13 protein-coding genes and 2 pseudogenes are annotated in these 13,134 nt (G+C 53.2%); 8 read left to right on the forward strand and 7 right to left on the reverse strand.

Features of this window, described 5'->3' with window-relative positions; all coding sequences use genetic code 11:
* Nucleotides 1-63: 63 nt before the first annotated feature.
* A complete protein-coding gene (locus BLM14_RS22180) occupies nucleotides 64-1,038 on the reverse strand; it encodes a dienelactone hydrolase family protein (protein ID WP_100002016.1) in 975 nt (324 codons plus the stop codon).
* 229 nt (nucleotides 1,039-1,267) lie between these two features.
* On the opposite strand from BLM14_RS22180, the gene BLM14_RS22185 reads away from it, so the two are divergent.
* Both BLM14_RS22185 and BLM14_RS22195 read left to right on the forward strand, forming a co-directional pair.
* Entirely contained in the window at nucleotides 1,268-1,600 is a 333-nt protein-coding gene (locus BLM14_RS22185) for a hypothetical protein (RefSeq protein ID WP_100002017.1), read from the forward strand.
* A 334-nt stretch (nucleotides 1,601-1,934) separates the two neighbouring features.
* The gene (locus BLM14_RS22195; RefSeq protein ID WP_237143586.1) at nucleotides 1,935-2,474 is read left to right on the forward strand and encodes a hypothetical protein; all 540 of its coding nucleotides are present in this window, start codon (nucleotides 1,935-1,937) and stop codon (nucleotides 2,472-2,474) included.
* Nucleotides 2,475-2,713: 239 nt separating this feature from the next.
* Here the strand turns inward: BLM14_RS22195 and BLM14_RS22200 are convergent, their stop codons facing one another.
* A complete protein-coding gene (locus tag BLM14_RS22200) occupies nucleotides 2,714-3,442 on the reverse strand; it encodes a DUF1194 domain-containing protein (protein ID WP_237143587.1) in 729 nt (242 codons plus the stop codon).
* Between the two features lie 469 nt (nucleotides 3,443-3,911).
* Nucleotides 3,912-6,479: a UvrD-helicase domain-containing protein gene (locus BLM14_RS22210; RefSeq protein WP_100002020.1), complete on the reverse strand. Its 2,568-nt coding sequence runs from the start codon at nucleotides 6,477-6,479 to the stop codon at nucleotides 3,912-3,914.
* Nucleotides 6,480-6,925: 446 nt separating this feature from the next.
* Here BLM14_RS22210 and BLM14_RS22215 point away from each other — a divergent pair.
* The 6 genes and pseudogenes from BLM14_RS22215 to BLM14_RS22240 all read left to right on the forward strand — a co-directional run.
* Nucleotides 6,926-7,555, forward strand: a pseudogene (locus BLM14_RS22215) (ISL3 family transposase); the annotation flags it as partial.
* Nucleotides 7,556-7,801: 246 nt separating this feature from the next.
* Nucleotides 7,802-8,149: pseudogene (locus tag BLM14_RS22220) on the forward strand (helix-turn-helix domain-containing protein); the annotation flags it as partial.
* 215 nt (nucleotides 8,150-8,364) lie between these two features.
* Nucleotides 8,365-8,736, forward strand: coding sequence for a DUF4258 domain-containing protein (locus BLM14_RS22225; protein WP_100002201.1), 372 nt, complete (start codon nucleotides 8,365-8,367; stop codon nucleotides 8,734-8,736).
* Nucleotides 8,729-9,187 carry a helix-turn-helix domain-containing protein gene (locus BLM14_RS22230; RefSeq protein WP_100002021.1) on the forward strand — a complete coding sequence of 153 codons (459 nt, stop codon included), beginning with the start codon at nucleotides 8,729-8,731 and terminating at the stop codon, nucleotides 9,185-9,187. The genes BLM14_RS22225 and BLM14_RS22230 overlap by 8 nt, the downstream gene beginning before the upstream one ends.
* Before the next feature lie 451 nt (nucleotides 9,188-9,638).
* Nucleotides 9,639-9,929, forward strand: coding sequence for a hypothetical protein (locus BLM14_RS22235; RefSeq protein WP_100002022.1), 291 nt, complete (start codon nucleotides 9,639-9,641; stop codon nucleotides 9,927-9,929).
* 31 nt (nucleotides 9,930-9,960) lie between these two features.
* Nucleotides 9,961-10,164, forward strand: a complete 204-nt coding sequence (locus BLM14_RS22240; RefSeq protein ID WP_100002023.1) for a hypothetical protein — start codon at nucleotides 9,961-9,963, stop codon at nucleotides 10,162-10,164.
* A gap of 417 nt (nucleotides 10,165-10,581) precedes the next feature.
* Here the strand turns inward: BLM14_RS22240 and BLM14_RS22245 are convergent, their stop codons facing one another.
* The 4 genes from BLM14_RS22245 to BLM14_RS22255 form a co-directional block, all read right to left on the reverse strand.
* Nucleotides 10,582-10,923, reverse strand: a complete 342-nt coding sequence (locus tag BLM14_RS22245; RefSeq protein WP_100002024.1) for a DUF982 domain-containing protein — start codon at nucleotides 10,921-10,923, stop codon at nucleotides 10,582-10,584.
* A gap of 13 nt (nucleotides 10,924-10,936) precedes the next feature.
* Entirely contained in the window at nucleotides 10,937-11,206 is a 270-nt protein-coding gene (locus BLM14_RS22250) for a hypothetical protein (protein WP_100002025.1), read from the reverse strand.
* An 87-nt stretch (nucleotides 11,207-11,293) separates the two neighbouring features.
* Nucleotides 11,294-11,467: a hypothetical protein gene (locus tag BLM14_RS31215; protein WP_157929578.1), complete on the reverse strand. Its 174-nt coding sequence runs from the start codon at nucleotides 11,465-11,467 to the stop codon at nucleotides 11,294-11,296.
* 644 nt (nucleotides 11,468-12,111) lie between these two features.
* Nucleotides 12,112-13,053, reverse strand: a complete 942-nt coding sequence (locus BLM14_RS22255) for an MBL fold metallo-hydrolase (RefSeq protein ID WP_157929579.1) — start codon at nucleotides 13,051-13,053, stop codon at nucleotides 12,112-12,114.
* Nucleotides 13,054-13,134: the final 81 nt, after the last annotated feature.

Raw genomic sequence — 13,134 nt, forward strand, 5'->3', positions numbered from 1 at the left:
GCAGTTCCTCGACTGGCTACGGTCCGTTCTAAATGAGCGTCATTCCTGGGTTCGTCTGTAAAATCAGTTGAGACCAAACACTTCCGTCAAGAACTTCTTCACGGCGGCTTGTGCTGCCTCAGTCGCGGCTTTGTCGTAACGTTCAGTCGAGCCGAGTTCCATGCAAGCATCGTCGTAGGTGAATGGCTTATTCGTAGCGACGTTGACTATCTTCCCGGCTTCTTCACGGCGCTGACAATTGCGCGAGGTCTGTGCCATTAAATTGGGCACCGCATCAGGGACATCAAACCCGTGATGCGCGCCGGGATACTCGGTCATGACAGCGTCCTTTCCGGCAGCATTGAGGCGCGAAATGTAGTCACGGCAGGGCGCAGCCAAGGTCTGATCGTCGGCCGAGCCGTGGAATTCGCGGATTGGTGCGTCGGCAACGTCGAGTTCATCGATGAATTGAATGTTGCAGGCACCATAGAAGGCAACATGTGCGGCGATGCGCGTTTTGGTTGGCCCATGGGCGTTTTGGAAGCGTCGCAGGGAGGTGTAGAGCGCGATAGTGCCTCCGCGAGAGTAGCCCAATACTGCAATGCGCGACGGATCGATGTGCGGGTGAGCAGCGAGCACGTCGACCGCGCGATATGTGTCGTAGAACTGCGCGAGAAAGCTCAGCTGGGACTGATCTGTCATGAGGTTTTCTATGCCGCGTCCGCCGAAGCCGTCGAGACGGAACGTGGCAATTCCCATTCCGTTGAGAAAGGCGGCCCATCGGGCTCCTTGAGTGCTCTTATTACCAGACAAACCATGCAGCAGCACGACAGCTGGTAGCCGCTCATTCCAATTGGGAAATCTAAGCTCTCCCGTCAAAGTAACGGGAACGCCGTTTGCGGTGTCTCCCTTTAGAAACTGCTCTTCAGTAAGAGTGAGCGATGGAACGTTTAATTTCTCATCGGGTGGAAATTTCGACTTGGTTTCTCCGGCGTCTCCGTGCAAACCGAAAATCACCAAAATGACCAGATTAATGACAGCTGTATTAAAGCGTCCCATGGAAGAGCACCCCCTCAGGCTCGCAATAAATAGTCTACCACGTTTTGACGCTAGACCATAAGACCTCTCGTTCTGAGTGTAGGCAAGCGGTCGGCGTGATCAAATTTCTGCAAGAATGTGGCACTGAAAGCCGAAACAAGCGGAGTCGTCCCGCCGCTTTACAAGTTGTCATCATACCGGTTTTTCTTTAGTTGCTGAGGGTGCGGCAAACCGTTTGGGGAATGAAACGATGTCGATTGACTGGATTCCAAGGCTTCGAGGACACGCGGATCTTGTAAAACGGTTGGTGGAGGAAGTGCCTCAGGCTCTCGACCGACCTGGACTGAGTCTCGAGCACGCCAAACGTTTGCGCGCAGTCATTCAAAAAGGGCAGCGTGATTTTGACGAGGTTCTTGAGCTGATGAATGAACAGGATGTCGACGAGACATACCGCAATGCCGCAGACAACCTTGCAAAGATATGGTCCCATTTAGTTGATGCCGCTGCCGATAAAATTCAGATGCTGGAGGATGAGGTGTCTGCCGAAACGGATCATGGAGGTGAACTGACTGGAACTGGATGAGTAATCGTTCGGATTCCGCTCGATGCGCAGGCTTAGGGGTCGCGCCCGGCCGAATTTGAGAGCCGACCAAAACTATATGGGTGTTCACATGGGGACGAGTGCCCGCGCGAAGCCTGATGTTGAGGCATATCTCGGCGAAATGGGCATTGGCAGCGGTCTGGTTCCGATCATCTTCTCGACGAAGAAGTTGAGAGATCTGACCTCTGAAGAGATGCGTGACTTTAGCATTGTCACGGATTTCGGAAATTCAAATGATCTAACTTCTGCAGTGCGATCGCAGATGACTTGATTTCAGTGCCAACAACATTCCTCTAACAAGCAAAGGGTGCAGCAAATGATCGACATCTCTGTTTTTCCGCGTTCCACCACGCGCCGATCCCTCTCCTTGCTTGCGGGCATACTAATAATTGGCCTTCCGTGTTCATTGCATGCTCAAGAAAAATACCCTGCCAGTTGGCGCAAGACGATGACTAACGATCCAGTCAAGAATACTTACTTGCGCAAATTCTCCCGCAAGCTTGCGACTCCCGAGGCCGAAACTCTCCGCAACCTTAAACTGTCCAAACTGGCGGGAGGTGCTTGTGAAGGTTCCTCTATCAACAAGAAGAAGGGCACCAACTACCTGAAAACTTCAGGCTATTTCGCACTAAAAGGTAAGGTTTGGGATGACGCCGCGTTTCTTGCAGAAAGCGAGTTTAGAAACGTCGATTTTCGATCTCTGGCTCATTTGTGCGCCGGCATTGATTATCTCTTCGGTCCACACGGTGTACTGATGATTGATGTCGTCTCACCGGGGACCGGCGAACCAAGAGGTTCCTATGATCCAGCCAATCCCTACATTCGCATTGAGCCGTTGCCAAAACCCGCTGGATAAATGCATCCGAAGCCTTGGAATAAGGAAGGTATCCGGTTGAGACGAAGGTCGCGTCCTAGTGGCGGTTGCAATCACCCCCACTACGGCGTGGATACCGTCGATAGCGGACGTGAGGCGAATCCCTCAAAGAGTCCGCCAAGCGCCACTTCCGGACGTTAAAGAGGAGATGGCATGTGTGACTTCGTCAATGTCATGACGGGACGTCATGCCCCCTTTGATGTATCTTGATGTTGCGCCCATCACTTTCCAATGGCACGTTCCTGAGACTCTTCGCCGACTAGGCAATTGTAAGGTTGTGTGTATTGCACGGATGCGAGGGCCAGTTGGCGCTCCTGAACTTCGCTTAGCTTGAACCCCGCGATCTCGACAACGAGCTTGTTGCGAATTGCCTCGGCAAACTGACTGACGTCTGACACCTTCACTAAAAATGCCCCGTCTCCCCCGATGACACATGCCTCGTAGTACGCATCAAGGTCATGGATCGCTGCCGAATCCGGTCCGGTCTTCAACATGATCGGCAGACCATCGACGGTGATTCCATCAGCGATTGCTGCATTGCGGGCAACGGGCACCGGAGCCCCGGCATTGTTGGGCCCGTCGCCCGAAACATCGATTACGCGTCGGCTCGCCCGAAATCGATTGGTTCGGATAAGCTCTCGCGCGAACGCCAGCACGTTTGAGATCGATGTAAAGGATATCCGTCTTATCGGCTGCCGGCGCAGCTCCTCGGCAAATTGGGCGGCGGACTCCGGACCATCAATCAGAGTCCACGGCACCACCTGAACCGCCGAGCCACCCCACTCGACGAACGTCACTGCGGTCTTTCCCAGCGGTCCGCCGAGCACGGCTCTGACGACTTCCGGGCTTCGAAAGGCATTCACATAACCTTCTCTTTGAACCCTCTGTTCCTCGATATCCATCGAATAAGAGACATCAACGGCAATCACCAATTCCAGATCGACGGCCACGGGAAACTGCTGGGCAAAAGAACCTCCGCTTAAAACACAAAAGGAGGCAATAAGCGCCCATCGCCGTCTCATTACCTTATCCCCAGTCACCTCATTCAGCCATCTGGCAGCGGAGCCGTCAGTCTCAACGATCCTCGAGCACCCGAGTATATCGGCAATTAGTATTGCTGCCAGCCTCTGTTTCATCCTAATGGCAGTCGTTTAACAATGTCCGCTTTGCGCCTTCATGTTGGACCTTTGTGCGGGTCGCAGGAGATCCTGAAAGCGGACATTGCGCCGGACACGCAGTATCGTGAGTCCAATCGATCTACAGCGTCGGCTTCTACAGCGAAACATTCCTTGACCACGGCCGTCGGGCCTGGCGCACGCGGTTTGGTCGTCACGACATTGTAGGCGCGGTCGTTTTCGAGGTCGCGCCACATATTTCCAACATCGAATCGGGAAACCCGACGAAAGTGTCCTCGGAGACCTACAAAATTGAGCGTTTCTCGTTCTGTAGCCAGTGACCTGTAGTGGCCTTGTCAGTATCGGCAACATTCCGTTTGAAGTCACAACGTGGCCAGGTGCTGCAGCTCTCGAATTCGCCGAACTTCCCGGTGCGAAGTTTGAGGACTCCGATTTTACATTTCGGACACGGCTCCTGCAGCTCCCCGTCAACGGCTTCAATCTTCAAACCACCCTTCGCGACGAGTTCGGTGACGAAACGCGACGGGTTCGCCAAGCTCGTATAAATTCGAACCTGCCTTTTGGCGCGGGTCAACCCCACATAGAAAAGACGTCGTTCTTCAGCCATGGGATACGGGTCCGGCGCAGGCATCGGAATCTGCAGTAGCGGGTCGTCTTCAATCTGGCTTGGAAAGCCTCGGAAGCCTTCGACCACGTTCAACAGCATCACGTAGTCGGCCTCCAGGCCCTTGGATGAATGAATCGTCTTGAAAGAAATATCGAGCATATCACCGAACCTGCGTTGCCAAGTCCTCAACTGGCTCGGGGAGTCGCTGCGATAGCGTCCGAGCAGCAGGACTGTGATTCGATCTCCGCTGCTGGGCTTCAGCTTCCCTTCCTCGATATAACGGCGCATGAGATCGAACTGCTCTCTCAAATGCTCCTGAACATTGAACATGTCTTTGAAGGCGAATGCCAGGACTGACACATTCGAATAGGTGCTGGTGGTTTTGACTGTCTTTCTGATCTGGACAGGGTTCGCCTGGATAAACGTGCTGGAGATATCGCAGAGTGATTGCGGACACCGGAATGTCGTTCCCAATGTCAGCCGGGATGCATAGGGGAAGAGCCTCTCAAACTCAGTCATCACAGATATGTCGGCGCCCGCGAACCGATTGATACCCTGCCAATCGTCTCCGACGACACACAGGTGAACCTGGCCGTTCTTTGCGTCGGATAGTGCCTTCAAAAGACAGATTCGGGCGCGGGAGGAATCCTGGAACTCGTCAGCGAGAACCATTATGAAGGGGCTCTGATATGTCCCAGCTTCGATGTATTGTGCGGCCTGGATGAGCATATCTTCGAAGTCGATCCAGCCTCCCTCTCTCAGTCTCCGTTCCCATTCCTCGGAAATCTGGTAGAACAGCCTTACAAACAGCAAGATACGGGCGGCATGTCCGTGATTTAACTGGTTGGCGGTCGCCTCTTTCATTTGTGATTGCGTGAGACCGTTGCTCTTGACATGCTGCTGAAATATCCGAACCGTCCTAGCAAGTTCCTTATAGCTAATCGGCTGGAGTCCTTCGGCTTTGCGATCCGGATCGAAACGAATTGTTTGCCCGCGCTTCCTTAACTCGGTTTCCAGATTTGACAGGGCCGCACCGGTCGAAACCTGGTGCGACGTGGTCTCGAAGAGCGCGGTGCCCATTTCCGCATGTAACGACCTCTTCCACTTCGCTCCTTCGACATAATCGCCATCGAAGTGATCCGGAGCCTTCCCGTCCGCCCCGAAAGCGAAATGCTCATGGTAAAGTTGGATGTCGGGATAATAGAAGTCGGGCTGATATTGTCTATGCGTTTCGGTTGCGGTTCTGCGTTCATAGTCCCGTTCGTAGACGTACGGCACGTTATGATAAAATAGCCAGTCTGCTATCAGCCGCTCTTCCTTGCTTTTAACGATGTCGCCATTGGCGGTTCGGTAACCACGGCGACCATTTTCATAAGCATCAGGCTCCGACGGGGCACCCCGCGGACCGATATCGCGACCATAAACGAGACGGAAAATGTTCCAGTCAATGTGAAACTTTGGATCTCCGTCGGACAGGTCTTTGATGATCTTGCCGATCATCTCGACATCTTGACCCGACTGTTCGAGCCAGGGAGCCAGCGAGGGCTTCTTGCCGCTCGCTGTTGCGATCACGTGCAGGCCGAATCCGTGAAATGTATCTACTCCGATTTCATTGGCACCTTCGAAGTTCGTGAGACGTGCTTTGACTCGATCTCTAAGTTCCTGCACCGCATTCGTGTTAAATGCGAGAAGAAGAATCTGGCTTCCTTTGGCCAATTTCTGATGTAAGGCGTAGCCAGCCTTGGCGACCATTGTCGACGTCTTCCCTGACCCGGCAGCCGCCACTACCTGCACGCTGCGGTCCATGCAGATGCAGGCGTTGATCTGCTCTTCTGTAAGCGGATTTTTTTCAACGGAGTCGAATAGGGGTTTCAGCAGTTTCTTCTGCATGACCCGAAACACGTCGTTGTGGTTTTTGAAATCAGATTTCAATTCCTCAAGAGCCGGATTTCTATTCAACAGTTTATTGATGACAGAATCGGTCGATCTGCTCGGGGCCGGAAACTGCTCAAGAATTCTCTCAGCCGTTCCCGATGGTATCCACTTCATGCGATCGACGTGCGGCTCCCATTTTGCACGCCAATCACGAATACGCTGATGATAATCGTCTTTGCGAGGAGCCTGAGGCTCCGTCTGCTTGGTGATTCCAGGCGGGCCTTTTGGGTTGTCCTTGATCAGACCCAATTTGGTTAGGACCGAATGCGCAGCCACAATTGCCAAAGCCAAGAGAAATAACTCAATCATTGCAGCCCCAAAATGACCAACCCCTGTTGATTCAAATATCGCCGAGGAAGGGCAACATCAACCACAAAGGCAGCGCGAAACTGGTGAGTGAGAATAGTAGCGGTTGTTGCCAGCGGTGGCCTGGCGGACTTCGTTGTTGCGCTATCTGCAGGGTAGGCCCGGTAAGGTTTACGACATCGATCTCGTATGCGAGTTATCTCGGCGTCAAAATCCAGTCTCAGCGAAGCGCAATTCCAAGCTGCGCTTGGCATGGAGTGTGTTTAGGCCCTTTAATTGCGTGGGATAGTCAATCCCTTTTGTGACATCATCACCGGGTCATTTTGCCGGAGAAGTCTTCAAAGGAGCAACGACAGCAATTATGTCATCGTATGCAAAATTGGCTCTGACTCAGTTTTGATGCAGTTCTGGTGATGTTCGTTGTTGGTTTCCACGAAGGAATCAGCACCATGCGAGCTGCATTGCATCCCTCCAATCTCGTTCCACCTGGTTTCGTTGTTGAATACGCCAACCAAGACGGCAACCAAATGGCGATCGTCATTTCTCGAGCCAAGAACACCGCGACGTGTCCGGCCTGCGGGACGGTCTCCAGGCGAATACGCAGTCGTTATCAGCGTCAGGTTTCGGATCTGCCCCTTGCCGGCCAAAGTGTCAGGCTCTTGGTAGTGGCGCGTCGCTTTCGCTGTGACGCAGTGCTCTGTCACCGCCAAATATTCGCCGAGCGCTTTGGTGATGTTCTTTCCCCTTATGCACGCCGAACCGCACGCCTCGAGCAAATCGTCCACCATCTCGGACTGGCACTCGGCGGACGCCCCGCAGCGCGTTTCGCCCAGCGGCTGATGCTGCCAGTCAGCAATGACACCTTGTTGCGAGTGGTTCGAAGACGGGGCTGCCCGCCGATAAGCCCGCCCAAAGTGATCGGTATCGATGACTGGGCATGGCGGCGCAACCAACGCTACGGCACGATCATCTGTGATCTTGAGCGACGTCGGCCAGTCAGCCTGTTGCCAGATAGGGAGCCAGCCACCGCACAGGCCTGGCTTGCAAACCATCAGCAGATCGAGATCGTTGCTCGAGACCCAAGGATGAAGCCGCCGTCCACGCGGCAATCGTCTCACCTAGGTCAAATGCCCAGACCGAAGGGCAGATCACCAAACTCAAGCTCGTCAAACGACAGATGTACGGTCGCGGAAAGCTCGATTTGCTCCAAGCCAGATTGATCGGGGCTATCTGATCATGCAAAGCACCAAAACTGCGTCAGAGCCCAATTTTGACCCCCTTGGATTAGATCTGACCATCCGACTTGGCAGCGGATGGAGCGGGAGTTGAAGACAGTGGATACGATTGCGCGGGTTCGTCGAGCCTTCCATGTACAGGGCTGGTCGATGAAGAAGATCAGCCGCGAGCTGCATGTCTCGCGGAACACGGTGCGCAAGATTCTGCGCTCGGACCAGACGGATTTTTCCTATGAACGGGAACATCAGCCCTTGCCTCGGATCGGTCCCTGGCGGGAACAGGTCGATGAGTTTCTGCAGGCCAACGAAGGCAAGCAATCGCGCGAGCGTTTGACGCTGATCCGCATCTACGAGGAACTTCGCACCCTTGGATTTGAGGGCAGCTATGATTCAGTGCGCCGCTACGCGAAGGCGTGGTCGAAGACACGCGGTGCGGTGCCCAAGGCGTACGGTTTAAAAGGTAAATTGCAACCTACCATCTGGAGCGTCTCTGCGACCACTCAGTGCGTAGGCTTGCAACATGGGATACGACAAAATTGAAAAATGTAATACGAACGATGTAAAATACATCTTGCTAATTGACCTTTAAACCTTATTTAAGTATCACCATGATACATAACGAGTACCGAGATGGTGTTCGCTTGGGGGGAATAGTGACCACCACTCAGCCTTGGAATCCTGGACGTGCGACGGATGAAATCAGAGCAATTGCGAAAGATAGAAAATTAGTTCTGAGTTATAAACTTCATGCCGGTGAACGCCTAGCGGAACGCAACCTTATCATGTCGGATGTGTTGTACGCCCTGAGAAACGGGTTCGTATATCAACAGCCGATTCCCGCAACTCGGGCTGGTCATTTTCGGTACCGAGTTGAGTGCAGGACGCCAAATAGCGGCAGCAGGGCTATTGGCGTGGTTGTAATACCTGCGAAAACCGGATGCCTGATAAAGATTATTTCGGTCATGTGGATCGATGAATACGAGCGGATCGCCGGCTCAATAATTGGAGTAGAGGAAGATGAGTAACGAACACCATTACACGGAAAGCGGACTGACCAATGTCTACATCAGTGGCATTGCGGTTGAGCTGGATGATGATGGCGATGAAACCATCACGATTCCGGCAATTAATGAGCTTCATCACATAATTGCTCTTGGTATTGTCAGCCACTCCAAGGGGATTAGCGGAGATGAATTGCGCTTTCTCCGTACCGAAATGGGCTTGACCCAGTCTGAGCTTGCAAAGCTAGTGCATAGGGATAAGCAATCCATCGGTCGTTGGGAGCGTGGCGAAGTTGAACTCGACAGCTCTGCCGAGGCACTCATCAGAAGAATGGCTGTTGAGAAGTTGGACCTGCCGGTAGATGCCGGGATCGATGAATTGTCGCGTCGAAGCGTTCCTACAGTGGAAGAACAGACGATTAACATTAAGATGGTGAATAACAATCATTCTCACTACGAGTTGCTCGCTGCCTGAACCCACGCGGGGATAAGCACATTGTTTAACCCCGCTTCGGCGGGGTTTTCTTTTGCCCACGGCATGGTCTGTTCGCGCGGCGTATGAGCCATACTAAAGCTGGCATTACCGATGAACGCGCCTAGCCGATACGTAAGACGGTGCGGCGTGCTCGGAAGATTGACGCTCTACCCGAGCTCTGCCAGTTTGCGGTTGGGCATTAGGGGGACAGAATGAGCAACATTTTAGGGTCAACTGTAATAGCTGCTGCAATATTGCTGGCCGTTACGTTCTACGCTTGGACAAATCGGATCGATGTAGTGCCTACGTCGGGGTTTATGGTCAGCGTCCACGACAGATGGACTGGTGAGATTTACGCGTGCACTAGCTCACAGTGCATCCCCTACAAAACGCCTTATTGACGCCTATCCCCACCTCTGCAACTGTTCCGGCGGGGATAGGGGACATCATCATGCTAAAAATAATTGTGTGGGGCCTGGCGCTGGTCATTGTGCCACAGCAGGCATTCGCTTTCTGCTCGCGCGGCTTTGCTCTCGATCCGAACGACGCGCTGAATGTCGAGCTGAGATATCTCTTTTGCCTTCATAACGAGCAGAACGACGCTCTCAACAAACATGCTGAAATCATCAACAGCCAGGGAAGCCTGATTCAAAGGCTTGACTCAAAGATTGATGAATTGGAGTTGAAACTCGATTTGTTGGCTCGGGAATTGGTTACCTTGAGAACACAAACAGGCAATTAATGATCAGGCCGCGGCGATCGGGAGGGACACCATGGCGCTACGAACAATCAGCTTGAGTGAACTCGATAACTTCAAGATGGATGAGAACGGAGATCTGCACTGGAAAGACGGAAAGGTCTATGTCCATAAGCGGATCAGCCTGAGAGGTTACGAGTTGGCGCTAGCAACAATCGGCGCGACGGGTGCGCTCTTGGCAGGTGTTCATCCGTTTCTGCATTCCTTTGGTTGGGTGTAGTCACACGGCAGGGGACAGCGCATCGCGTTACCTTCGGCTCCGCAAGGACTGACCGAACTTACAGTCCGCCCCGCAACACGGGTGCTTATATCACGTTCTTGCGGACGACGTTCCCTGGTGACGTCAGTGTGAAATATGCCTTTTGGGTCTCCGGTCTACAACCTTCGCCGTGGCTTTCCCTTGCAGGTGAGGCCTGACGATTTAACGGGGTAATCTGGTGAATCCTCGCCAGGCCTCTGTTGGGATGGCCTCCAACGCAACGTAAACCTGCAAACAGGGCAAACGTTCCGACTTAGCCCAGTCAAAGGCCCCGACCGCCGATGGGGGGCGGCGGCCGGGATGCTGACTGGTAGCCACATGAGATGGGAGCGCCAGCCCTAAAATGCTGCGCTCGTATGGTTAAGAAATGATAAAAAACTAGGCCCTGCGCCGCGGCTTGCGCTTCCCCCAGCGCTCAACCTTTCCGGTTGGTGTCGGCCGCCGCTGCGTCTCGATGAAGATACCCGCCTCCCAAAATGCCACCCGCGCCACAGCAGCCGAGCATTCCCCCGCCAGGCACTTCAATAAAATTTCCTTGCAGACGTAGAGTTTCGGTCCCGCTGCTTCGTCGGGCCATTGCTCCAGTATGAACTTCGCGGCATCGTAGGCCGAGGTAATGCCGATGCTGGTGCCGCGCTGCAGCACTGAGACCATTGGGAATGACTTGTAATCTTCATACATAGCGGGGGAAACGGTAGCAGAAGGCTCAAGTTCCGGCATTAGTCCCTTCGGATTATGGCGTCGTTCCAATTGTTCCTGAATCCCATAAAAGCCAAGACACCAAACAGGAGATTCCACTCACCACCAGCATGAATGCATGGCCATAGACGAGCCGGTCTCGGTTGCCCATTCGAGCACATTTGTCGGTGGTATCCCCCTTATAGATTTCAACGCCGCTATCGACTGAATAGTCCCAGTCGTTGTCTCGATAGAATGCAAAATCCTTGTAAGCTTGCCAGACCGAATGCAGGAAGACGCCCGCAAACAGCAGAAATATGAACATCAAGGCCCCATTCCCTATAGCGCGTTAGCTGGAGGCAAAAGTATCTTAGCTTCGGAGAAATACAAGCCAGATCGATTAGCGTGCTTGTCAGAGATTTGTTCCAAAATAAAAATTAACGAATTCGACCAGGCGATCGTACGAGTATAGCAAGGAGACGGCCGTCAACAGACCAATACCGGTCCAGGCAAGGATTTTTGCGAGATAACCGCGTTTTGCCACGCCGAGTAATTTCTCAATCAGGAAATCAAAGAACATATCCATTCGGTTCTCGCCGTGTTGCTTAAGCTCACTGCAGAAGCCACAGCGCTTGTCGAAGCCGAACTTGCCCCTCTGCATGCGTGGTTGTGATGTTGTACGGGGTTACACATCGGACGCAAACATTTCTCCCTGATTGTGCCTGGCCGACAGATGACGGAGTTCAGTTTCGTGTCAGAATCCCTACAAGATAAATCAGACATGGAACAATTAAACTGATGAAGTTAATAGCCGAGCCTGTGAAAGTTCCCACGTTGTCTTTTCCGCGGAGGCTTCGATAAGACCAGTACAATGCCAGATGAAGGCCGAAGAATATGATTACTGGGCCGAGGCTCACACTCATGTACCCGCCTTCGATACCGCTACCGGGGGGCGCTACCAAATATTTATACGAAGATACAACCAGACTGGTTAGTAACATGAAAATCATCAGTAGAACGACCGATACTGCTTGTACCATGCTGGAGGCTCGAATCAATTTTGTGGTTGGAGTTGGGAAGATGATTCTGCCATGTAATCATCGATCCACACACGCATTTTCCCGCGTCCATGGATAGAAATATCCTTAAATCCGAAGCTGTTCAGACTGTACCACGATCCCGAGGAAAAAGAATCGGGGGCAGCCAGGTCTTGTGATCGATCAACTTCTTTCAGACCCAGTCAGTCGGCAGCCAACGAAAGCCCTTTTCCTCTTTCACTACGTGGCCAACTCCAGGGAACGGATAGTGATAGCCGCAGACCAGCAGCCTGTCGCTTGCGGCCCGCTCCAACAAGGCCCTGCGGGTCTTCGCGCCCTTCTCACGATCATGGTCCCACATGATCTGCCATTCCGGCTTGTCAAAGGCGATGTGGATATTGGCGATAGGATCACCCGTGATCAAAAGCTGTTCACGCCCGGAAGCCACCAGCAGTGAAATATGCCCCTGGGTGTGACCTGCCGTATCGAGAACCGTGATGCCCGTCATAACATCGGCCCCGCCCTTGATTGGCTGCACTCTGTCTCCGAGCGTTGAAAATACCTTCTGAACCACAGGCAGATTTGGCGTTGCCCATTCCGGAAGTTTCGATGCAGCGTCCGGCCCGTTCCAGAGATCAAGTTCGGTCTCCGAAAGGACTATGTTGGCATTCGGAAATTGCTTGGCCGGATCGGCCTCGAGCCCGCCGACGTGATCGGGATGGCAGTGCGTAAGGACAACCGTGTCGATCGAACTGGCTTCAATGCCTGCCCCTTCAAGGGACTTGACCAGACGTCCGGCACGCGGAGCCCAGTCTTTACCAGGACCAATACCCGTGTCGACTAGGATGCGTTTTTGCCCGGTATCGACAACCAGCGTGTTCAGCTGGAGTTTGAACTCATCCGGCGCAATGTAGTGCGCGTCGAAATACGCCTCCTTTTCATCCGCTTCGACATTGGTCGCGATGCTGTCTGTGGGAAGGGAAAACACTCCGTCGCAGACAGCAGTGACGTGGAATTCACCGAGCGCAAACTGGTAGTATCCGAGCGACGCCTTGGTCATTCCTGGATCCGCCGCCAATGCGGTATGTGGATTTTTAAACGCGGCAACGACAGGTCCCGCAATTGCCGCTTTCATGAAAGCGCGCCTATTCGTAACAAGCATAGTAACCTCCCTTTGGAAAAGTCCGCCTACTCCCCCTTTTCGTATTTTGATCGC

Source organism: Phyllobacterium zundukense, assembly GCF_002764115.1.
Lineage (GTDB): Bacteria > Pseudomonadota > Alphaproteobacteria > Rhizobiales > Rhizobiaceae > Phyllobacterium > Phyllobacterium zundukense.